The organism is Microcoleus sp. N3A4, assembly GCF_036701805.1.
Classification (GTDB): Bacteria; Cyanobacteriota; Cyanobacteriia; order Cyanobacteriales; family Microcoleaceae; genus Microcoleus.
The window spans coordinates 4,522-25,408 of the sequence record NZ_JAUBRJ010000081.1 but is presented as its reverse complement, the minus strand read 5'-3'; the positions used below and the strand labels follow the sequence as shown (position 1 = coordinate 25,408).

The following is a 20,887-nucleotide window of genomic DNA, read 5'->3' as shown; positions in this document are numbered from 1 at the left end:
TCGAGGTTTATTTCGAGATTTGCTGTTGCTGTTTCTGTTCCGCCAACCGTTGTTCAGCTTTGTTTTTGTTGATAATTAATCCACGAAAGAACATTTCCTGTGCTTGCTTAATTTTCAAAGTATCGTGTTGCTGAACTTTAAAAATTAAAAACTTTAGGACTTCGATCGCACTTTTGCCATCAATTTCAGTGACGTTTTGAATAAGTTGAGCGCCAATTGCAAAATATCCCAAGTCAAATTCTGTAGCTCCCGCTAAAACTTTTACCGCAAATTGTTCCAAACTCCAGTTATTCGATCGAGCCATCTCAAAGATTTTATCAACCTCTATTTGAATTCTTTCAGCTTCTTGTTCTACTTTTTCTGTGGGATGCTCCATGATTTTCACTCTAAATTTTGGTAATTTCATCACTTCCTTATGGCGAAGCCCTCACCGATTAACTAGGCATGAATTAATCTTTTAAAGTTTCAGCAAAAGTTTCTCGTTGTGCGCCATCAATCTCAAGGTTGTTTATCTGATCCGATCGCATCAATACCAATCGCAGAGCTAGATTATTGTTCCGAAGTTGGTTGTAAATCCAGCCAACACATTCAAGTAGTTTGTCATCTGTGGAATAATGACAACCCATTGCTACTTTAGGGCTTGTTAATTGATGAAACACGTCTGAAATATCACTGTGTGGATTGGCGATCGTCTCATTCAAAGCTTGATGATTTTCCCGGCTATAGCCAGGAATTTTGCTCAAATTTCGGTCTAGTTTCCACGGACAATTAGCGCATTGTTTTGTTTGTATGAGTTGCATCATTAGTATTTAACAGAAATTATCCGATCGAATTTGTCTCTGACAATTTTGGGGCTTTTGCTAAAACTCATTCCACAGTGTCGGCAAGTAAAGTGTCTCACGTATCCTAGTTGACCAAGAAACAGTAGCTGACAGTTACAGATTTTGCATTTCAATTTTGCCATTTTAGTTTTTCTGTTTGAGACTGTTGCTGATAACTAAACCTTGATTTATCAAATCCACTGCCCATTGTGCGATCGACTCATTTTTTTCAAGAGTTCCCTTAGCTAGAAATCGCAGAAATTGCAACATTTCGTCTCCCTGAAGATTTGTGCTGTGGTGAATCATGCGACTGGCGATCGCTACATAAGGTGCTTTTTGTTGCACTGCATTTACCCAAACTTTAATGGCAAAATCGACTGTTTTGACCTGATTAGTGATTACTTCAGCAAATATTATGTCAACATCTGCCTGCAACGCTTCCAGTTGTTTTTGCTTTTCTTCGAGTGTAAGTTCAGGGACTCCCTGGCTACCAGTCATTGATGTACTCCTAATATTAGTTGAGTGATGTAGTGCGAAAGTCTGTCCAGTATCCAGTGTGGGAGAACTGGACAGACTTTTAAGGCTTAATTTTCGTCTGGCAGCAGAAGAATTTTCTCTTGTAGATAAAGTTTGATTGCTGGCAAGGGGAAATCGGTAAACGGTATCTGTTGAATAATCACAGGTTTGGTTTCTTTCTTTGGTGAATCTTCCCAACAAGTCAACACCGCAGCATTGTCTTTTCTAGGTTTAATAAACTCGTGTGCATTTCCAACATGAAGGAACCAAAGTTGAAACTCAGTTAAACTGTGTTTTCTCCTGACACGGGGCTGATTGGAGGCGATCGCATCAATCAACCAATAACATTGAGCATTATCAGCCAAATATTTGACTCCATCGGTGTACTGAATTCCAAGCCAATGTTTGTAATATTGCTCAGTTCCACCAAAGTGTTTCAAATTTTGCGACAGTGTTTCAACATCCATCATTGCCTTTGCCATAATCTGATTCCAAATTCAAAAAATCATTTTCTTACAGCGAAGCATTACCATTTCAATCTTTTGAACCTTTATTTATTTGGTTCAAATGCTTCGGCTAATTTATCATCAATAGCAAAAGCAATAATTCCGATCGCATCTCTCATCGCTGCTTCATCTCCCTGCTTAGAACGCAAAATCAGTAAAGGAATTCTGCTTTTATCAGGAAATACCTCATTAATCAAAATCAAAGCATTTTCGTTACCATCCAGGGCGGTAGACCAAATCACTGAGGCAAACGCCCAACTATTTATTACTTCTTTTTTACCTTCATCTGTATCGAGAGTTTCCAAGCTTGACAAAGGATGAACAAAATGGGGTTCCATATTCTGCCTCAATTTATGTGAGCAATTCCTAAATCAGAAGCAAAAAGCGAAGCATTTAACTTCGCTTTTTGATAACGATTAATTTTCATCAACCTGAAGAGGGGAAAGACGAGAATATGAAGTGGGTTGCGTGTGAACATCAGGGAGACTGGCAGATTTAGCACCCGATCGAATGGCCCAAGTTTTCAAATCATCAATTTGCGCCTCGGCTATTTGTGCCAGAGGGACGCAGCCGGCGATCGCACCGAGTAAGTCTTGCTGACTGAACTCAACCCCGGCGCTGAACGCATTTTGCATCGCATCGAAAACGACTTGCTCAATCTCGGCACCTGAAAAATTTTTCGATTGCTCTGCCAGCAGCTTCAAATCGAAATCGCCGGCATTAACTCGATCGGGTCGGACGCGGGTGAGGTGAACTCGGAAAATTGCCTCCCGCTCTGTGAGGTTCGGCAGATCAACCCAAAAAGTTTCATCAATGCGGCCCTTACGAATTAGCTCGGCGGGGAGGACTTCGGCACGGTTGGCAGTCATGACCACAAACACTGGCGCGGTCTTTTCTTGCATCCATGTCAACAACGTTCCAAACACCCGCTGGGAAGTGCCGGAATCTCCATCCATGCCAGACGTGATGTTCGCGAAGGCCTTATCAATTTCATCGATCATCAAGCAGCATGGTGCGATCGCCTCGACCAGCTTAATCACCTGACGGATGCGGTTCTCACTTTCACCGACCATGCTGCCGAACACGCGACCGACATCGAGGCGCAACAGAGGGAGTTTCCATTCAGTGGCAATCGTCTTGGCAAGTAGCGATTTACCAGTCCCTTGAATGCCGGCGAGTAAGACACCTTTTGGGTTTGGTAAACCATATTCGCGGGCTTGGTCAGTGAAGGAGCGCGATCGAGATTTGACCCACTGCTTGAGAATTTCGAGTCCGCCGACAACTTCCAGACCTGATTCAAGCGGGATAAATTCTAGGATTCCCGTCTCGCGGATTGTTTGCCGTTTCTCCTCGATGATCATAGGGAGTGCCGCACTATCAACTTTTCCTCGCTTGCCTCGCGCCAAGCACTTCGCTAGGACGCGGGATATGCGACAGCGAGTCAGCCCCTGGCAAGCTTTGACAAACTGCTGCCGCTGTTCGGCGTTGAGTTTGAGATCGGCAGGTGGAACCAACCGAGTGAGCAAGTTCGATATCTCCTCGATGCCTGGTAAGGAGATGTCCACCACCGTCGTTTCTTCGCGCAGTTCTTGCGGAATTCTGAGTTGATCGGAGAGGATGACCAAACAGCGACGGTCACGGGCTAATTGCCATGCGAGGTTTTTCAGTTCGCGGACGATCGCTAATTGGTTCATTGCTATCTGTCCGTTGGCACCGGGGGCAATGAGCGTTCCCAAATCCTTCATCACGAAAATAGTGACCTGCTCCATTGGCGGCGCTTTACTGATGCGCTCTAGTGCTTGCATCGGATTTCCCTTGCCCGTGGCATTATCTGTCCAGCCACGTGCAAAATCCCAGAAATAAATTTGTCCCTCTACCCCTGTGACCACTTGGCACAAGATTTCTTCTGCTGGTTCTTCTTCCGGGCTCACTACCCACAGCAAAGGAAATCTCGCCAATAACATTAGCTGAATTTCTTTTTTTTGATCTATCATGTCTTTAATCCAATTATCAATTGCTAATTACTCTCTACCAGCACTGATTCGTACTTAATCCAATATCAAGTGATTTGCCGAGCTAGTACGCAATCGAGCTTTTGAGTCACCAAAGCTGGTACAGTCTTGGGCTACCCACCAAAGATGATTAGACCTCTAGCAATACCCATTCTCCCTTCTAAGCTCAGTAACAGTAACAGCAACTGTTACTGAGCTTTTCGTTTCTGTTTCTGTTTCTGTTTTGCTTCTGTTTCTGTTACTGAGTTGAGCCAGTTACTCATTGAGCCACAGCAACTTTTTGCTTTTTGTTTCTGGAAACAGGTTCAACAAACTTAGCTGGATGTTCAACCGACTCAGAGTTAACAGGGTCAGAGTCAAAGCCAGAATCAGAGTCAGAGGCAGAGTCAGAGTTAACGGGTTGTAAAAGAGGGTCAACAAAGTCTGAAACTGCTTCAGGGAGTAGTTCTGGAAGTATTTCAGGAAGTAATTCAGAGTGAGATTCAGATTGAGCGACTTGAGGTTTAGCCAGTGCAGCTTTCAAGATTTCAATTTCTCTGAGAGCTTCAGACAAATCAGCATGGAGTGTTTCATTTTCGAGCATGATCTGGTCACTGATGCTCAGCTCATCATCTGAATCATCTAAAATTCGATCGACTTGTAAAGCGCCACTAACTTTCTGTTGAGATTGTAAGTTGGTAATTGTTGTCGAAGCTTCTTTAAGTTGAGCTCTTAGCTGTTCTATTTGAGATTCTAGGACTTGTTTCTCACCAACTTGTGATTGCAGAGCTTGGATTTGAGAATGGAGAGTGGACACTTCTCGTTCCCGTGCTTCGATTTGTCCATTAAGCTTAGATATCTCACTGAGTCGATCGCGAGAAGCCGTTTCAAATTCAGCAACTTCTATCAGACGTTTTTCAGCAACTGACAATTTTGCTAGTAGCTCATTACGTTCGGCTTGAATCAAATCTAACTGTTGACGGAATTCTTCAGAATCTGTCAACTTTTGCTTGTTGAGATTCATGTACGCTTCCCTGAGCTCATTCCGCTGGCGTTCGTACTCCGCTTGATAAAACTTCAACTCCATTTGATTTTGAGGAAAATCTTTGAGTTGGTGACGCATCAGCTCATTTTCAGCAGCTAACTGTTTCATCCGATCGCCACTCACACTCGTATCTGCTTTTTGATAAGCCAAACGATAGCTAGCGATCGCCATTTGACGAGAAACTGTCAGATATTCTTCAGGAATGTCTGACTCTTCTAGCAAACCATCATCCGCAGCCTCTAAAAGTGCTGTTGCTAAATCCTTCTCTGATTTTCCCTCTTTCATCAGTGACAGATTATCTGTCCGCCATTCCTTGACCAATTTGCACACAATATCGGTACTCCCTCCGATACCGTAAATTTCTTTGAGGGCTGCGTTGACACTGCGGACTGCTACCCCTACACGGTTTTTCTGGAGTACAGCGCACGCAAAATCCACCATTTCTCGGTTGATTCCTGTGTATTGTTGAGCGCGATCGAACTCAAACCCCGTTAAATCAAGGCTTGTAAACGTTGTCGGTAATTTTGGCATAGGTTTGGGCTGCTGTGGGGTTAGGACACGGCGTACCGTGTCCTACTTGGGTATGAGCTAATCATATACCTAAATTACGATTTACGCAATACGCATATCGTAAGCAAAGAACAGCACCTAAGCCCATAGCTGGCTCAACAACTGTACCCACCAGCTCAAATAGCTTTTAAATTTAGACAACACAAAAGTTAATGAGAAATTAGCCTATTACCCTCGAAAGCCTCTATCAGGGCATCTATATCACATTGATAGACCTCCATCATCCGCTTGATCTTAGAAGGTGGAATATGGGGAACCTTGCCGGTTTCCCAGTTACTAAGGGTTGCTTCACGGATACCCAAAAGCTCCGCTACCTGCTTCTGGGTTAAGCCCAAATTTTTACGAAGATTCACGGGGGTTAAAACTCGCTGTTGTTTTTTTTCGACTATTGCCATATTATATAAATCTTACGATAAGCGCAATACGCAAGTCGCAAGCTAGCTAAACTACTAGCGATCGGGCTTGATTTGAGCGTCAGCCCTGTCGCCACCACTATTTTGGCAGCCTTCTCAACAAATTCATCCAGAGTCCTGAACGCAAAACCACCCAAAAAAAACACAGCTTTATGTGCAGCTACAGTTTTCCTTCGTATAAAAAGCTGATTGTTGCCTGTGACAAGCTGCACCCGCAAAAAACTGTCTCCTGAAAATCAAGGACGGAGTTTTATGACTAACGGATGGTGCCGATCGAATTATCACAAAAACGGCAAACGTCGCTTTGGACAGCTAGCAAACGGATTCTGTAACGAATGCAGCATTTTATCCGTGATGCAAGTACAGAGCAAAGATGCCGATAAAATCACTCCTCTCGAAGGAAAAATATCAGATTTGGAAGAAAAACGCGATCAACTTAATTCAGAAATCAAAGGACTTCGGTTCAAATTAGCATCCCTCATCAAATCAAGGGAAAAATCAGGAGAACAAAATCATGAGAATTGAAATCGATCGTGAATTGGCACAAAAACACCTGAACTACTTGGGATATCAACCAGGTGAAGCTTTCTTGAGATTTTTCTATCACAGCTCGGACGATCGTAAAAAAAAGGACAAAGGTCGCAAAGAAAATGGTGTGGACTGGGAAACAATAGAAAATCATCAGACAGACGGGCGCGGGGTGTACATCGTGGTTAATGGTGCGGGCGGAGGACACACCGATGCTGACATCACACAATGTTGCGCCATTTTTTGTGAATGGGATGATATTTCCCTAGCTAAACAATTTGAAAAGTGGAGGGATATAGGTTTCGTTGAACCGACATTCACCATATTTAGTGGTGATAAGTCGATGCAGCCCTACTGGCTTTTTGATGAGCCGATCGCATTTGAACAATGGCGGGAACTGCAAGTGCTTCTGATTCAAGTCATGGAAGCAGACGAGAGCAATAAAAATCCCAGTCGTGTTTTTCGGCTAGCGGGTGCGTGGCACGTTAAGCCCGATCGCGAACCCGTTAAAACCGATTTTGTTGAAGAGTCCGGCACTCGCTACAGCTACAGTGATTTGCGCTCACGGCTCCTCATTCTCTATCAAGAGTTCCTGGCTCGGAAACAAAGAGAGCTCGAACAACGCCAAAAGTTACTCGCTCAGCAACAACTCGAACTGCAACAGCGCCAAGATTTGCCTATTTCGATCGCACGCGCACCCGCAGCCGCGCCCACACCCGCACCTGTATCCACATCCGCCATCAGTAGTAGCAATGGTTCTGCCACGGCAACTGCAACACTAATAAGACCGGAGCAAATATCTCAACGGTATCAAGAGCTTACTGTTCCGGTGCCGATGCCAATTTCCCTACAGTGCGCGTTGGGGAAGCCTAACAAAGAATTTTTGAACGGGGTAGCGTTGAACAGAAATACCTCAATGGCAACACTGGCACGGGATTTACTGGGAGTTCAATCCGAGTTCAGCCGATTGGGACAGATAACCAATGAGGATGCCTACACTCTGTTTCTTGATGCTTGTCGGCGTTGTTCTCCCGGCGGTGGCTGGGATGAACAAGAGTGGGAGCAAATTTGGAATTCCGCAGTTAAGTCGAACCCGATCGCCAGCATCTCAAAATATTTTAGTGACGGGATTGAGAGCTGCATCAAAGGTGAATACTGGCGATTCATCAAATCTCTACAACCTGATCATTTAGTTTCGCGAATGGAGGCAGAGGCAGAATCTGCTAGTAGCTCTGAATCATCTGAATTTAATATTTTAAATTCAGATGACAGAATGATGCAGGATTACCGAAAAATTATTAGAAAATTTGGAAAACGGCTTCGCTTGAATAAACTCAGCAAGCGAATCGAAATTGACTGTAAACCAGTATCACTCGATCGAGTCCGCATTCAACTCGCTATCAAACACGGAATTCTTTTCAAATCTAGTCGCGAAGATATTCAAGATATCCTCACAGAAATAGCCCTAGAAAATCAGTATTCACCGATCGAGGAGTATCTAAATTCTTTGCCACCAGCACCAGATACTTCGATTTTAGATAGTCTGGCCCAAAAATACTTTGGTGTTAACGATCCAATTTATGAAATGTTCGTCCGAAAAACCCTCATTGGTGCTGTAAAGCGAACGTTTGAACCAGGTTGCAAAATTGACACAGTTCTAATTCTGCAAGGGAAACAGGGCTATAGAAAGTCAACTTTTTTTAAGGTACTCGCAGGAGACAAATACTTTGATGATTCCCTGGGAACTGTGTCTGATAAAGATGAAAGGCTGAAATTGCACCAAGCCTGGTTTGTAGAATGGGCAGAGCTAGAGAGTGTTTTCAGACGGCGCGATGTCAGTGCAACCAAAGCTTTTTTATCCACCGGGACAGACAAAATTCGACCGCCATATTGCCGAGATATTGAAGACTTCAACCGACCCAGCATCATTGTCGCCACCACCAACAAGCAAGAGTTTTTGGCTGATGAAACAGGGAACCGGCGATTTTGGATTATCCCGGTCAAACACCGGATCGATACTAAATTGCTCAAGAAAGAACGAGATGCGATTTGGGCTGCTGCGATGTTGGCTTACAAATCCGGGGAAGAACCTTGTCTTGACTACGAAAATGAGGAAACTGCCGAACAGGTTGCTCAAGAGTTTCAATCATCAGATCCCTGGGAAGATGTCATCGAAAATTACATCGAGCACCGCGAATATATTCGGCTTAGCGATCTGCTCACTCATCTCCAAGTTGATCTGAGTCGGCAAGAGCGATCGCACCAGATGCGCTGTTCCGCCATCCTCAAGAAATTTGGTTGGGAGCGAGAATTTCGATCGATATCCAGTAAGCGAGTTCGAGTTTGGTGCAAAACTGAACCTGAACCCGAACCTGTCTCCGTTCCCGAACCAGTCCCCGAAAGTGAGCTCGATCAAATCTCTGTTGAGCTTGCCGATCGACCTCAAATTTTAAAAACCCCCTTAAAAAGGGAGGTCGATCGCGAGGATGATCACCTTGCTACACAAGCATTTGATCGACCTGATCAACCTGATCATCCTATTTCTGAAAAAATACTAAATTCAGATCAGACCTTAGATCCGATCGCTGATTCAACATCGAATTCAACTTCAGCTCCGACCGTAGATTGGATATCTGCTTTGGCAGGCAGTAATTCCACGGAAGCCAAAGATTTTCCTAGTTTTGGGAATAAGGTCGATCAGGTTGATCGGGTCGATCAATCCCTTACACAGCAAAGTGATCAACCTAGCGATCGACCTCAGAATTTGGAGCCATTTTCAAAAAATGAGGTCGATCGGCAGCCTCAACAAAACGCCGAAACAGGGGATCTTGTCGAATATATTCGGCTAGCGATCGAAGCCGGCGATCGAGAAACAGCTCTTGATATTCAGACCATGCTCAAGGAAGTTTGCAGCAAAGGCGCAGCCGATCGCCAGAAAGTCTGGAACTCCCTTACCGCTGATGAAAAAACCGCTTTTAATGGATTGATTTCCCCAGACCCGACACCAACTCCGACACCGGAATCGACAAGACCAACAGCAGAACCGACGGCAGAACCGACAGCCGAGACAGTGGAGACAGTGGAGACAGTGGAGACACCCGCAGCAGTCCCAACACCGGAACCAGCAGCTACCGCCGGGGCAATAGCAGAGCCCAATAAGAGTGAAGGAATAGATGAGAAGGATGCCGAAAAGCTGAGAGAGATAGCAACTATTTGGTGGGATGAATACTACCCAGAACAATTGCAAAACCTACTCACCCAGATGTATGGATGGAAAGCGCCCGGGACGAAATACTGCGGAGAAATCATCAATCAGTGGCTGGAAAAAGAAGATGATTTAGTTCGCGATCGAATCAATCAATTAATATCAACCAAAACTCAAAATCTGACTGAGGAAACACATGGAAACTGAGACAAGCCTCACAGTTGAGCAACAGTTCAAGCTCAAAGTTTATGCCAACCAAACCCTATCACTTTCTGCGGAAGAATCGCGCATTTTACTTGTGGAAATGATGCGCCAGAACACGATCAAAGACAACGAAATCAAAAATTTACTCAATCCAAATCCCAATGAATAATTTCTGCGATGCTAAAACTGCTTGTAAAATCCTCAATTGTAGCGATCGAACCCTTCTGCGATACAGAAACCAAAACAAACTTATAGAAGGGATTCACTGGGGTAGAAATCCTGGCGGAAAAGTTCTCTACAATCAACAACTGATTGAACAATTGATAACTTGTGGTGGGGATATCAATCATCCCGATCATCAGAATTTTATGGAGAGGTATCTCACTAATTTACCTCAAAATCAACATCAGAAACCGGGTCGAAAACAGGGAACAAATCTGGTAGTTTTGGCGGGTTGACTACTCCGGCATAATTTTCATAAAGTGTTCTCACATCGTGGCCGGTGAGGGCTGCGATCGAAACAGGATTCATGCCAGATTCCAAGCCATGCGAAATTAGCGTATGTCGGGTATTGTAAGGTTTTCGATAATCAATTTCAAGGGATGCAAGCGCAGGTTTCCAGTAACGGTTGCAGAAATTTTTGGAATCGATCGCTCTACCTTCGATGCTGGTGAAAATTAAATCATCAGGTTGGAAGTCAGTCGATCGCCGGCTCAGTAATAACTGTTGCAGCCGTGGAGTTAGCGGCACCGTGCGGTCTTTATTCCGCTTGGCTGCTTTCCGATCACCGTTACTCAAACTTTCTCCGATCCAGATGCGATCGCAGTTGTGGGAACAATGTCGCCAGAGGAGAGCTGCTGCTTCGCCGGTGCGAAGGCCGACGCCGAATTTGAATTCCACATAGTCCGCATAATGTTTCAGATTGGAGTCAGAGCGGAATTTTTGGACGATCGCGCTTATTTCTGTAAGCGTGAACGGTTCTGGGCGTTGTTTGGGAGCTACGTTCACCTTGACTTCCTCCCAAGGATTTTCGAGAACCAGCTTCTTTTTTCTGGCCCACTCCCAGCAAGCATTAAGCATGATAATCCGTTCCCTTACGGTACCGGGTTCAAGTTTCTGTGCCAGCCAATCTCTAAATTTTTCTGCAACAGTTTCAGAAACAGAAATTGTGCTTTTGTTTTTGAAAAACGCAGAAACGTGTTTCTCAAGTCCAAGATATTTAGCGAAAGTAGAAGGCTCAACTTTCCGGCGCTTGTACTCGATAAATTGGTGAAACAGGTCAGAAACAGAGATGGATTCTTGTTTCTGGGGTTTGTACTTTGCCAGAGACGGGTCAAAATTGCCACTGGTCATATCGAGTTCGATCGTCCGCGCTTTGATGCTTGCCGCTTTACGGTTGACGATCGAGTCTGGCAAACCGAGATATAGCCAGAAACGTTTACCTTGCCACGACCAGGCAAGTCGCAGCCGATCTTTGAAAACTTCTATATTTACTGAGCCTTTTGGCATATCCCAGATTTATCGCAGATTTATCGCAGTGATTGTCTGAGTATGTCATATTCTGTCACCCCTTATTGAGAATGGGTAAGGAACGAGTTATCTAGTAAAAATAATGGAACCCTTATAAAATAAGGATTCCATCTATCGGAGCGGCGGGATTTGAACCCACGACCCCTACTACCCCAAAGTAGTGCGCTACCAAGCTGCGCTACGCCCCGACAGCTTTAATAGCTTAGCATGGAATTTGATAAAAAGTCAAAAAACTTTTAAAACTTTTGCGGCCTGCACCAAACTCGGAACCGCAGCCGCCGGCCAAAAACCCTCGCACCTCCGGCCAGCATTCAAGATCAACTGCACGCTGTAAGCTTCGGGATAGCCTTCCACCTGCACCCACAGCAAGTCGCTTTCGGCTTCAATGGCGATTTTTTCCTCTTCCATTAACTCAGAGGCAATTTGACTGATGGTGGCCGTCAACTGTCCCAACAATCGGCAAAAATCGTTCAACTCAGCCTCCGTAAGTTCGATCGCCCAACCCTCCCCAGCCACCAAACCCTTAAACTCCTCCGCCTCTGGGTTCCATCCCAAACGCCATCCGCTACCAGTCTTAATTACACGTTCCACCATTAAGGGATTTTAGATTTTAGATTTTGGATTTTAGATTTGTAGAACTTACCGATAAATACGAAAGAAACCGGGTTTTTTACCAGTGTTAAAGGCTCAACAGCAGTATTTCCCTAAAAAACCCGGTTTCTGCATCCATGAGTATTAAGGTGCCAGCAACTTCGCATCTCCCGGTTGCGGCTGCGGTATTTCCGGGGAATTCGATCGCCCTTGTGGTTTTTCCCCCGCCGCCGGTGTGCGCCCACCCCCGGAACTCTCCGTAAAAACATCAACCAAAGCTTGAACCAAAGCATCCCGCTGTGCTCTATTTAAACTTTGAATAGCAGCGCGATCGCGTTCCATTGGATTTGACCGCAAAACGTCCTTTCCCGGATAAACGCTTTCCACTAAATAATCGGGAGTCGCCCCCAAATAGTCAGCTAAACTCAACTTCCAATCAAAGCGGTAATTGGGCGGCCGTCCTTTGACAAATACGTGATATCGAATCAACCGCCCGACTAAAGTATTGGTGGGATCGACTTTTCCAGTTTCCTTGGAAATGTAGTTATTTTCGATCGGGAAATCCGGCAATTTTTCGTACACCAATTTCCACGCATCTTGCACCCTCACTTGCAACGGCGCAGATTGTTGAGCAACCCGCCGTACAGACGCCGACTCAGAACTCCGCAGCAGCGAAGGTTCCAAAGCCGACAGACTCAGTTCGCCCGATTCCAATACCCAACTCAAAAGCGTGAAAATCGCCACACTCAAAGTAACGAACAGAAAACTCAAGCCCAGCTTTAATTTCTTCACGGTTTTGACAATTATTTCAAAAATAGAATAATTTCATAAACTTACCGGCCAGCAGATGTCCTAGTTGATAATTTTAGGATTTACGCTCATCAACCCGATTTCTTAGAAAAATCAGAAGTTTCTCAACGAGAAAGGTAGGAATAAACCGGGTTTCTCGCCGCGCGCGCCAGTCTAGTTTAAGAAAGTTTTGAGTGTTGAGTTGAAAAAAATTGCTCGCAATTCACCACTCAAAACTCAAAACTCCCAAGTCTAGATGTCTCCGATAATTTCCGGCTGAGTCAGTTCGTCGGACATCTCAAATATCGCCCGCATTACAGGTTTCATTTGATGGTCGTCCATATTGTCAAAATCTTCATAGCGGCGGCGTTTTGCGCGGTTCGCCACCTGCACCGTAATCCGATAGCGGTTGGATGCAGCACCGATCAACTCTTCCGCCCGACGGGTTAGCTGAGTTGAATCGAAGGTTGGACGCTTAACCATGAGACTACCTACTTTCTCTAATGTTACATTCTAGTCTAGTATGTCAAGATTCATAAATTACTAACTGAGTATCATTGCTTATGCAGGCAGCAACAGCCTATTCCTTTGGTCACTTGCATCGGGGAAATTCTCATCCCCTCAAATTGGTTGCTTTCGGCGACAGCTTAATCTACGGTTTCGGCGACGGTACGGGCGGGGGTTGGGTGGAAAGACTGCGGCGACAGTGGATGTTACCGGAGAGTGCAGGACACGTTTTGTACAATTTGGGCGTTCGGGGCGATCGCACCTATCAAGTCGCCCAGCGCCTGGAAAACGAGTTTCGCCACCGCGGCGAACTCAGAAACCGCGTCCCGGATGCGATGATTCTTTCCGTAGGCCTCAACGATTCGGCGAGAGTGCAGTCGCCTACCGGGCGCAGCTACACAGAGTTTGAACATTTTAAAACTGTTTTGGATCATTTGTTAAACCTGTCTCAACAACTTTGCCCGGTGATATTTGTCGGGATGGTGCCGGTGGATGAAAGTAAAATGCCTTTTCAAGATTGTTTGTACTACAATCATGCCGACCAATATCGGTATAAAGAAGCAACGAAATTAGCTTGTCAGTTGCGGGGAATTCCCTATTTAGATATTTTTGATAAATGGATAAATCGGGGCAGTGATTGGTGGCGATCGCGCCTGATTGCAGACGGGATTCATCCCAATGCAGCGGGCTATCAATCTTTATTTGAAGATGCGACAAGTTGGGAACCGCTAGCCGCTATTAGTCATTAGTCAAGTCGAGCGAGGGCGGGCACTCTTGGCACTGCCCCTACACAATACAGGTTCTGCATCCAGGACTGTATAAATTTAAGGTAGATAAGGGAGATAAGCAACATAAGGATTTTAAGGAATTTAAGCCTTTTAAAATCCACACTAAGAATAAAAATATTTATTTTAAAAGACCGTATCTTCCCCCCACGAAAAATAAAAAAATTCAACAATGATTACATAAGTGAGGGAAAGAGCAAGTTGGGCAGAAATCAATCAGCCTCTTAACAGCTTGCTTGTCCTCAATAAAAAACTTGTGTAAATTGGAGAATCAAAAAATGTCTGTATTACATCGCATTAAATCCGGTACATCTGTTTTATTAACACTGGGAACCGTTGCCGGCACCGCAGCGCCGATGCTAGCTCCCGCGCCTTCTTTTGCTCAGACAGCTTTTTCGGATGTTAATAATAACTACTGGGCAAAAGACTTTATTCAAGATTTGTCAGAAAGAGGAATTATCAAAGGATTTCCCGATGGCAGTTTTCGCCCGGATGCACCGGTAACGCGGGCTGAATTCGCGGCAATGATCCGTTCTGTGAAAAAGGCAAAAACCCGCGCTGCTGTGGGGTTTGCCGATGTTCCGTCTAATTTTTGGGCAAGCGGGGCGATCGCCGAAGCTTACGAAATGGGATGGATGTCTGGCTATCCCGGCAATGTTTTCAGGCCAGCACAGCAGATTCCTCGCGTTCAAGTTGTAGTCGCTTTAAATAACGGCATGGGCTATGAGCCTACGTGCGATTTTCAAGATGTTCTCAGCTACTATAATGATGCGGGTGAAATTCAAACTTATGCTGTCAAAAGCGTTGCTGCTGCTACTGAAAAACAGTTGGTTGTGAGCTATCCCAATCCTAAATCTCTCAAACCTAACAAGTCAGCAACGCGAGCTGAAGTAGCTGCTTTTATCTATCAAACATTAGTGAGTAGCAATCAAGCAAGAGCAATTAATTCTCCTTACATTGCCAAGATTGATGTTAGCGAGTCTGTTGGTGTGAAAATTGCCAGCGGGGCGACTATTCCAGTCGAGTACGCAAAAGGTAAGATTTTGCTCGGCCCCAATGACAAGTCTCCGATTACGCTGACTGTAGCTGCGGATATCACGGGCAATAATGGCCAATTGCTGATACCCGAAGGCTCGAAAATTAGCGGCGAATTGCGATCGACTGCTTCGGGCGTTCAGTTTGTGGCTCAAGAATTAAGTATCATCAACGGCAGCAGAGTGCCTCTCAATGCTACTTCGCAACTTATTACTAGGAAAGAAACTGTTACCAAAGGCATTAATGTTGGTAATCTGATTAAGAATACGGCGTTGGGTGCAGCAGCAGCGGCGGCGATCGCAGGTGTTACGGGCGATCGGGCGATCGCTACTGAAGAGGTGCTCGGCGGTGCGGGAATCGGGACTTTGATCGGGGTATTTTTGGGTCGAGATAAAGTCGATTTGTATGCTGTTAATCCCGACACCGATTTAGATTTGCAGTTGAATTCAGATTTGGTAGTTGGTACCACCAGCACAGGCATTTGTAGCGCTCGATAAAGCAGAAGGCAGAACAATCCTGGACGCAAAACCTTTATTTGTAGGGTGTGCACTGCACACCTTACGAATATAAATATCACGTAATATCAAATCCGGTAGCATCGGAATTAATATTACCCACAGCCAGGAAACGGCAGTGCCGTTTCCCTACAATTAATCGCGGTAGGGAAACGGCACTGCCGTTTCCTCTATATGATGTCTCGAAACGATATAAAACCACTTTTTGCGTAATTCCTGTAAGTGTGAATTTCTAGGGACATCCCAAACTTTCGCGGGTAAAAACTCCCGTCACGGGATTGACACCATCTGCTTTCTCGCACAGGATATTCACTTGATAAGCGTCGATAATCGCGTCAGTAAAATCAGCGCCGGAAATTGCAGCATCATAAAACCGAGTTCGAGTCATAATTGCCTCGGAAAAATTAGCATTTGTCAAATTAGCGCCGTCGAATGTAACTCTATCTGCCAAAGCACCCGAGAGGTTGGCACCTGACAAGTTGGCATTCAGCAAAACTCCCTTAGTCAAAATCGCATTAGTTAAATCAGCACCTTGAAAATTTGTTCCCCGCATTTCAGCAGCCACAAATGTTCCCCCTGCTAAATCCGAGTTGGAAAAATCGCGATCGGACAAATTAATATTTGTGTAATTAATATTTGTTTTAGGCAGCGCAAATGCCGGAGTAGCACTCAGCAGCACCCACCCACAAGCCAACACTAAACTTAAAATCAGGCTGAGGAAAATTCGGAAAACACTTTTCATGATGATGGGAATGGGGAATTGGGAATGGGGCATTGGGAATGGGGCATTGTTGACTGTTGACTGTTGACTGTTGACTGTTGACAACTAACAACTAACAACTAACAACTAACAACTAACAACTGACAACTGACAACTAACAACTGACAACTGACAACTGACTAATTAAAATCGCTTTACCCAATCTTCGCCGACGCGAAATGTCAAGTCAGAATTGATTTCACCCGTAGAAGATGCTTCAATTTTACCGCCGCCTAACTCTTTTTGCAGTAGATTCGCTGCCTCTAAATCGCCTTGCTGAACAATAATTTGACTTTGACGCTGCTTCTGGGGCGAATCCTGCACTACAGATACATTAAAAAACCCCTTTTTTCGGAGAAATTCAGCAGCGGTTTTGGCGGTTGTCGGTTTGCTAGAAGCGTTTTGGACAGCTATTTTGAGGTTTTTGGACAAAATGGGATCGCTTGGATTGCGAAGTCGCCCTTGTGCAAAATCCGGCACGCTCTGGTTGAAATATTGTGTCATAATGCGATCGACCCCGATCGCATCTAAAATCCAATAACTCCTCAAATCCCCTTGTTTTGAACTAGAACGTCCAGGCAACATTACCATTTTTAAATTATCTCGCTCCAATTGCAAACCGAAATTTGCCAGCGTAAATATTTCCTCATAATTTAGGTTTGTATCCACATATTTTTGCATCAATCGAACAATTTGCGGCAAACGCACAAATACTGATGGACTTGCGAGGCGGTCCCGAATAGCTTGAATTAAAGATTGCTGCCGCTGAATGCGGCCGATATCTCCTAAACCATCGTTGCGAAATCGAGCAAATTGTTCTGCTTGTTCTCCGTTGAGAGTTTGCCATCCCTGGGCTAAATTTATTTTTAACTTTTGGGCGGTATCTGTATAGGACATCGCGCGAGGTACAAATACATCAACTCCGCCCAACAAATCGACTAATTCCCGAAACGCACTGCTGCTGACTCGCACGTATCGTTCAATTCTCGTATTGTTCAGCATACTGCTAACCAATCGCGTCGCCAAAGCTGCTCCTCCTCTAGCATTGGCTTCGCTAATTTTGCTGAATCTAATTCCGGGAATTTCGACTTTAGTATCTCGCGGAACAGAAACCAAACTAATAGATTTATCTCTAGGATCGAGGTGGAATAAGAGTATTGTATCGCTGCGACCGTCAAATATCTTAGGGCTATTGGCTGCAGCTTCTGGCACGCGGTCAATTCCCAATATCAGGATATTAACTGGCCGTGACAGGCGGTATCCAGAGCGGTTGGATGATAGATAGTTAAAGCCAGTAGCCTCTAAGACTCTACTGATAATTTGCGGTTCCACGGGAGCTAACAGGGCGGTAATTGCCCCGATTGTGGCGGAGATGGCGGCTGTGAAAACTAAGAAAAATATCCCCACTATATACAGGAATAATTTAGGATTTTTTCGAGATTCTCGATCGACTGGTTTAACAAAGTTTCTTTTAAAAATTGACAAGTTTTTCATTTACTTGCTGTTGGTTATTGCAGTTTTTCAGCTTTGCAGTAAAACTTGGGCGGTGCTTCTCGAAAGTATTTGAACATAGCCGGACACAGCCAGCCTTCGAGATTTTTTGATTCCCACCGATACCAGTTACCGCCGTATTCTGCTTTCAACCACAGCATTTCTGCTTGATATCCGGGAAATGGATTGGCTGAAAATAAGAGTCGGAAACCTCGATCGGCATTGGGAATGTCTGCGACAAGCGCGTTAATCATTTCGGGGACGCCCTGAACAAATGGTTCTCGGACAAGTCCGACTCGCTCGTCGTCAAAAACCCAGGTGTACTGTTCGCGATAGGGGTAAATTACCATCATGGCATTGGACATGGTATTCGCCTCTTTTCCTTTCCTTTGTTTTGTCTGGGAAAATGCAAGTGTTGATACATTATATTCTGTTGCGCGGAAGTTGTGCGCTATCCGATTTGACAACCCTGTTTTAACTTAGGAAATTTTGCCAGTTATTTACAAACTTTATTCGGCTTGGGCGGATTGGCGAAGTCTAGGGCGATCGGGCTTTAAAAGCATTTTTTTACTTTTGGGATTTTAGGTAAATTGTAGCTATTTTAAAGATGGTTAAAGGTGATTTTTGGCAGGAGTTTTCGCTTTTATTGTCCCGGTTTTTCTACCATTATTACGTTTGTAGTAAGCAATGCAAGTCCTTATTCATTCCTGGGGAGAGGACGGTGCACTCACTACGAACCTATGACTGTTTTTAGTTGGGTGTTAGAGCAGATTCTACGTTTATGAAGTACACCCGCCTATCGTTCGATTCCCGTAGGGACTAAGGCTTTGGCCTTTGTCCCTACACTCCATAAACCTGGAATATGCTGTATGTTTTTTGGGTGGAATACCCAGCTCAAATTCTCGTCAGCTCAACCAGCGCCTTAGCCAAATATTGATACTGCGGCAAAGTATTGTAAAACTGAGCCGAAATCCTCAGCAACTGCTTGCTAGCATCCGGCCAAGGAATCACTGGAACTTCTATTTGAAAAATCTCCCACAGCGCCTCTTGCAAAGGTGGAATTCCTCCCTTTGCAACTGCATCAGACTGGGAGTCTGCCAGTGGCACAACTGCCATCGAACCGACCATTTCATCAGGACAAGGTAGTGGCAAATCTAATTTTTTCGCCAATATTTGTCTCCCCGCCAACGCTAAAGCATGATTTTTTGCCATCAATTCCGGCCAGCCACCGCTCAACAAAGAACCCATAAAATCAATAGCTACAGGCACGCACAAATAGGGACTCGGATCGACTGTTCCCATCCAGTCAAATTCTAATTGAAAGCGCGATTTATCAGTGCGCGGCGAGTTAGCACCGTGACTGATCGTAGTTGGGCGAATGGCATCTTGCTTGTCGCGACGCACGTACAAAAAGCCCGCACCTTTCGGCGCGCACAGCCATTTGTGGCAATTTCCCGTATAGTAAGCCGCGCCAATTTCATCTAAATTCAGTGCTACCATTCCCGGCGCGTGAGAGCCGTCTACTAATACATCGACGCCACGGTTAGCTAACTCGCCCACTAATTTTTTGATGGGAAATATTAAACCTGTTTGGCTCACAATGTGATCTAATAAGGCTAACTTTGTTTGCGGTGAAACGCACTTAATTATTGCTTCAATAATTTGTTCGGGCGACTCAATTGGAAACGGGACTTCTGCTACTATTACTTTAGCGCCTGTACGCTCGGCTACAAAGTTAATTGTGTTGCGGCAAGCGTTGTATTCCTGATTTGTAGTTAGCAATTCGTCGCCGGGAGCAAAAGAGAGCGATCGCAAAACTGCATTTACTCCCGTCGTCGCATTCGGGACAAACGCCAAGTCATCCTCAGCCGCACCGATAAATGCTGCTAACTGATTTCTTGCATTATCCAACAATGGTTCAAATTCCCGCATTAAAAAGCGCAAAGGTTCTCTTTCCAGTTGTTCCCGAAAAGCGGTTTGCGCTTCCAGTACGGGAATCGGACAGGCCCCAAAAGAGCCGTGATTGAGGAAAGTTATAGTGCGATCGAGCAACCAATATTCGTTAATCATTAGTAATTAGTCAGTAGTCAGTAGTCAGCAGTCATTAGTTATATCGTTTCCGGTTCATCGGAATAATATTTGCACGATCTAGAGTGCGAGCGTCTCGCTCGCGATCCAGGTCGCGAGCGAGACGCTCGCACGCTTATAATTCCAATACCACCGGATTTGATATCAGTCAACAGCTCAACAGCTCAACAGTCAACAGTCAACCATTTTACCTTTTAATTGCTCAAACTCTTCTAATGTATTGCAATTCGATAACATTACTGCTTCTCGTTCCCCTACAGGTAGAGGGATTGCGGGGATTTGATTTAACCACACTTGAAAGGAACGTCCACCTTTGTCAATAAAACTTTGCAAACTGGGCAGAGATTGTTGGCGGTAGAAGCCGCACAAAGGCTCCCAGCGCGAATTTTGATAAGGCACAACTGCTAAAGTAGATGGGGGAAACTCTGTTAACTGACTTGCCCAATTTTGAATAATTTGGGCATCCAATAAAGGCAAATCGCAAGCTAACAGTAAAATCCACTCGGCGGCAATTTCTGTCAATCCCTGAGTCAATGCAACCAAGGGCCCGGAGCCCGGATTGTACTCTACCAGAAATTGGGATGTTTCGGTTAAGGTCGATCGATAGCGATCGGGCCAAGCAGTCAGAACATAAACTTCTGGCCCTACAACTGCGGCAACTTCCAACGCCCGCTGCAATAGGCATTTGCCCTCAATTTCCAGTAGAGCTTTATCCCTACCCATCCGCGAACTTTGACCGCCTGCAAGCACAATTACAGCAATTTGATGATTAGTCATTAGTTATTAGTCATTAGGACCAAGAAAAAAATATAAATGTAGGTGGGCATGGCGCACAAAACCTCTAGGACTAAGACCAACGGGCATCGTTAAACAAAGGTATGTAGTTGCGCTTTAGCGCTCTTTCCTAAGCTAAGCTGTCGCAAAGGTATGTAGTTGCGCTTTAGCGCTCTTTCCTAAGCTAAGCTGTCGCAAAGGTATGTAGTTGCGCTTTAGCGCT

General features: G+C 44.9%; 22 protein-coding genes and 1 tRNA gene. 5 read left to right on the top strand and 18 right to left on the bottom strand.

Translation table 11 applies throughout. From position 1 onward, the window contains the following. Nucleotides 1–7: 7 nt before the first annotated feature. From QUA56_RS31110 to QUA56_RS31075, 8 genes are all read right to left on the bottom strand, one after another. Nucleotides 8–376, bottom strand: coding sequence for a hypothetical protein (locus QUA56_RS31110; protein WP_333366142.1), 369 nt, complete (start codon nucleotides 374–376; stop codon nucleotides 8–10). A 73-nt stretch (nucleotides 377–449) separates the two neighbouring features. Beyond that, on the bottom strand, nucleotides 450–800 hold the full coding sequence (locus QUA56_RS31105) for a DUF6283 family protein (protein ID WP_333366211.1): 351 nt from the start codon (nucleotides 798–800) through the stop codon (nucleotides 450–452). Nucleotides 801–965: 165 nt separating this feature from the next. Beyond that, the gene (locus tag QUA56_RS31100; RefSeq protein WP_333366141.1) at nucleotides 966–1,319 is read right to left on the bottom strand and encodes a hypothetical protein; all 354 of its coding nucleotides are present in this window, start codon (nucleotides 1,317–1,319) and stop codon (nucleotides 966–968) included. 86 nt (nucleotides 1,320–1,405) lie between these two features. Further along, nucleotides 1,406–1,819, bottom strand: a complete 414-nt coding sequence (locus tag QUA56_RS31095) for a DUF6876 family protein (protein WP_333366139.1) — start codon at nucleotides 1,817–1,819, stop codon at nucleotides 1,406–1,408. A gap of 68 nt (nucleotides 1,820–1,887) precedes the next feature. Beyond that, the gene (locus tag QUA56_RS31090) at nucleotides 1,888–2,181 is read right to left on the bottom strand and encodes a hypothetical protein (RefSeq protein WP_333366135.1); all 294 of its coding nucleotides are present in this window, start codon (nucleotides 2,179–2,181) and stop codon (nucleotides 1,888–1,890) included. A 78-nt stretch (nucleotides 2,182–2,259) separates the two neighbouring features. Beyond that, nucleotides 2,260–3,837, bottom strand: coding sequence for an AAA family ATPase (locus QUA56_RS31085; protein WP_333366132.1), 1,578 nt, complete (start codon nucleotides 3,835–3,837; stop codon nucleotides 2,260–2,262). A gap of 277 nt (nucleotides 3,838–4,114) precedes the next feature. After that, entirely contained in the window at nucleotides 4,115–5,410 is a 1,296-nt protein-coding gene (locus QUA56_RS31080) for a hypothetical protein (protein ID WP_333366129.1), read from the bottom strand. A 188-nt stretch (nucleotides 5,411–5,598) separates the two neighbouring features. Continuing rightward, nucleotides 5,599–5,844: a helix-turn-helix transcriptional regulator gene (locus QUA56_RS31075; protein WP_333030444.1), complete on the bottom strand. Its 246-nt coding sequence runs from the start codon at nucleotides 5,842–5,844 to the stop codon at nucleotides 5,599–5,601. 270 nt (nucleotides 5,845–6,114) lie between these two features. Between QUA56_RS31075 and QUA56_RS31070 the strand changes: the two genes are divergently transcribed. From QUA56_RS31070 to QUA56_RS31060, 3 genes are read left to right on the top strand one after another with little or no spacing between them, the layout of a single operon-like run. Next, complete coding sequence (locus QUA56_RS31070) at nucleotides 6,115–6,387, top strand: hypothetical protein (RefSeq protein ID WP_333366126.1); 273 nt, start codon at nucleotides 6,115–6,117, stop codon at nucleotides 6,385–6,387. Next, nucleotides 6,377–9,802 (top strand): VapE domain-containing protein, encoded by a 3,426-nt coding sequence (locus QUA56_RS31065; RefSeq protein ID WP_333366123.1) that lies wholly within the window; start codon nucleotides 6,377–6,379, stop codon nucleotides 9,800–9,802. Before QUA56_RS31070 ends, QUA56_RS31065 begins: the two co-directional genes overlap by 11 nt. Continuing rightward, a complete protein-coding gene (locus QUA56_RS31060; protein ID WP_333366121.1) occupies nucleotides 9,792–9,968 on the top strand; it encodes an NblA/ycf18 family protein in 177 nt (58 codons plus the stop codon). Before QUA56_RS31065 ends, QUA56_RS31060 begins: the two co-directional genes overlap by 11 nt. A gap of 215 nt (nucleotides 9,969–10,183) precedes the next feature. Here the strand turns inward: QUA56_RS31060 and QUA56_RS31055 are convergent, their stop codons facing one another. The 5 genes from QUA56_RS31055 to QUA56_RS31035 form a co-directional block, all read right to left on the bottom strand. Further along, nucleotides 10,184–11,308 (bottom strand): tyrosine-type recombinase/integrase, encoded by a 1,125-nt coding sequence (locus QUA56_RS31055; RefSeq protein ID WP_333366119.1) that lies wholly within the window; start codon nucleotides 11,306–11,308, stop codon nucleotides 10,184–10,186. Nucleotides 11,309–11,443: 135 nt separating this feature from the next. Beyond that, nucleotides 11,444–11,517, bottom strand: a tRNA-Pro gene (locus tag QUA56_RS31050). 37 nt (nucleotides 11,518–11,554) lie between these two features. Continuing rightward, complete coding sequence (locus QUA56_RS31045) at nucleotides 11,555–11,923, bottom strand: DUF1818 family protein (protein WP_333366116.1); 369 nt, start codon at nucleotides 11,921–11,923, stop codon at nucleotides 11,555–11,557. 141 nt (nucleotides 11,924–12,064) lie between these two features. Then, a complete protein-coding gene (locus QUA56_RS31040; RefSeq protein ID WP_333366113.1) occupies nucleotides 12,065–12,712 on the bottom strand; it encodes a hypothetical protein in 648 nt (215 codons plus the stop codon). A 249-nt stretch (nucleotides 12,713–12,961) separates the two neighbouring features. Further along, on the bottom strand, nucleotides 12,962–13,192 hold the full coding sequence (locus tag QUA56_RS31035) for a DNA-directed RNA polymerase subunit omega (protein WP_172188796.1): 231 nt from the start codon (nucleotides 13,190–13,192) through the stop codon (nucleotides 12,962–12,964). An 80-nt stretch (nucleotides 13,193–13,272) separates the two neighbouring features. Between QUA56_RS31035 and QUA56_RS31030 the strand changes: the two genes are divergently transcribed. Beyond that, the gene (locus QUA56_RS31030) at nucleotides 13,273–13,965 is read left to right on the top strand and encodes a GDSL-type esterase/lipase family protein (protein ID WP_333366110.1); all 693 of its coding nucleotides are present in this window, start codon (nucleotides 13,273–13,275) and stop codon (nucleotides 13,963–13,965) included. Between the two features lie 314 nt (nucleotides 13,966–14,279). Beyond that, on the top strand, nucleotides 14,280–15,533 hold the full coding sequence (locus tag QUA56_RS31025) for an S-layer homology domain-containing protein (protein WP_333366108.1): 1,254 nt from the start codon (nucleotides 14,280–14,282) through the stop codon (nucleotides 15,531–15,533). Nucleotides 15,534–15,783: 250 nt separating this feature from the next. On the opposite strand, the gene QUA56_RS31020 is transcribed toward QUA56_RS31025, so the two are convergent. The 5 genes from QUA56_RS31020 to QUA56_RS31000 all read right to left on the bottom strand — a co-directional run bounded on the left by QUA56_RS31020 (nucleotide 15,784) and on the right by QUA56_RS31000 (nucleotide 20,667). Then, nucleotides 15,784–16,326, bottom strand: a complete 543-nt coding sequence (locus QUA56_RS31020) for a pentapeptide repeat-containing protein (protein ID WP_445242969.1) — start codon at nucleotides 16,324–16,326, stop codon at nucleotides 15,784–15,786. A 129-nt stretch (nucleotides 16,327–16,455) separates the two neighbouring features. Beyond that, nucleotides 16,456–17,805 (bottom strand): LCP family protein, encoded by a 1,350-nt coding sequence (locus QUA56_RS31015; protein WP_333366104.1) that lies wholly within the window; start codon nucleotides 17,803–17,805, stop codon nucleotides 16,456–16,458. A gap of 14 nt (nucleotides 17,806–17,819) precedes the next feature. Further along, entirely contained in the window at nucleotides 17,820–18,167 is a 348-nt protein-coding gene (locus tag QUA56_RS31010; protein ID WP_333366101.1) for a DUF6717 family protein, read from the bottom strand. Nucleotides 18,168–18,696: 529 nt separating this feature from the next. Continuing rightward, nucleotides 18,697–19,872, bottom strand: coding sequence for an aminotransferase class V-fold PLP-dependent enzyme (locus QUA56_RS31005; protein ID WP_333366099.1), 1,176 nt, complete (start codon nucleotides 19,870–19,872; stop codon nucleotides 18,697–18,699). A 189-nt stretch (nucleotides 19,873–20,061) separates the two neighbouring features. Then, on the bottom strand, nucleotides 20,062–20,667 hold the full coding sequence (locus QUA56_RS31000) for a molybdenum cofactor guanylyltransferase (protein WP_333366097.1): 606 nt from the start codon (nucleotides 20,665–20,667) through the stop codon (nucleotides 20,062–20,064). Between the last annotated feature and the right edge of the window lie 220 nt (nucleotides 20,668–20,887).

Coding starts and splice junctions, on each gene's coding strand:
- QUA56_RS31035 (WP_172188796.1), bottom strand. CDS start 13,192: ATGGTTAAGCGTCCAACCTTCGATTCAACTCAGCTAACCCGTCGGGCG.
- QUA56_RS31055 (WP_333366119.1), bottom strand. CDS start 11,308: ATGCCAAAAGGCTCAGTAAATATAGAAGTTTTCAAAGATCGGCTGCGA.
- QUA56_RS31015 (WP_333366104.1), bottom strand. CDS start 17,805: ATGAAAAACTTGTCAATTTTTAAAAGAAACTTTGTTAAACCAGTCGAT.
- QUA56_RS31020 (WP_445242969.1), bottom strand. CDS start 16,326: ATGCCCCATTCCCAATTCCCCATTCCCATCATCATGAAAAGTGTTTTC.
- QUA56_RS31085 (WP_333366132.1), bottom strand. CDS start 3,837: ATGATAGATCAAAAAAAAGAAATTCAGCTAATGTTATTGGCGAGATTT.
- QUA56_RS31000 (WP_333366097.1), bottom strand. CDS start 20,667: ATGACTAATCATCAAATTGCTGTAATTGTGCTTGCAGGCGGTCAAAGT.
- QUA56_RS31105 (WP_333366211.1), bottom strand. CDS start 800: ATGCAACTCATACAAACAAAACAATGCGCTAATTGTCCGTGGAAACTA.
- QUA56_RS31095 (WP_333366139.1), bottom strand. CDS start 1,819: ATGGCAAAGGCAATGATGGATGTTGAAACACTGTCGCAAAATTTGAAA.
- QUA56_RS31005 (WP_333366099.1), bottom strand. CDS start 19,872: ATGATTAACGAATATTGGTTGCTCGATCGCACTATAACTTTCCTCAAT.
- QUA56_RS31045 (WP_333366116.1), bottom strand. CDS start 11,923: ATGGTGGAACGTGTAATTAAGACTGGTAGCGGATGGCGTTTGGGATGG.
- QUA56_RS31100 (WP_333366141.1), bottom strand. CDS start 1,319: ATGACTGGTAGCCAGGGAGTCCCTGAACTTACACTCGAAGAAAAGCAA.
- QUA56_RS31010 (WP_333366101.1), bottom strand. CDS start 18,167: ATGTCCAATGCCATGATGGTAATTTACCCCTATCGCGAACAGTACACC.
- QUA56_RS31090 (WP_333366135.1), bottom strand. CDS start 2,181: ATGGAACCCCATTTTGTTCATCCTTTGTCAAGCTTGGAAACTCTCGAT.
- QUA56_RS31075 (WP_333030444.1), bottom strand. CDS start 5,844: ATGGCAATAGTCGAAAAAAAACAACAGCGAGTTTTAACCCCCGTGAAT.
- QUA56_RS31110 (WP_333366142.1), bottom strand. CDS start 376: ATGGAGCATCCCACAGAAAAAGTAGAACAAGAAGCTGAAAGAATTCAA.
- QUA56_RS31030 (WP_333366110.1), top strand. CDS start 13,273: ATGCAGGCAGCAACAGCCTATTCCTTTGGTCACTTGCATCGGGGAAAT.
- QUA56_RS31080 (WP_333366129.1), bottom strand. CDS start 5,410: ATGCCAAAATTACCGACAACGTTTACAAGCCTTGATTTAACGGGGTTT.
- QUA56_RS31070 (WP_333366126.1), top strand. CDS start 6,115: ATGACTAACGGATGGTGCCGATCGAATTATCACAAAAACGGCAAACGT.
- QUA56_RS31060 (WP_333366121.1), top strand. CDS start 9,792: ATGGAAACTGAGACAAGCCTCACAGTTGAGCAACAGTTCAAGCTCAAA.
- QUA56_RS31025 (WP_333366108.1), top strand. CDS start 14,280: ATGTCTGTATTACATCGCATTAAATCCGGTACATCTGTTTTATTAACA.
- QUA56_RS31065 (WP_333366123.1), top strand. CDS start 6,377: ATGAGAATTGAAATCGATCGTGAATTGGCACAAAAACACCTGAACTAC.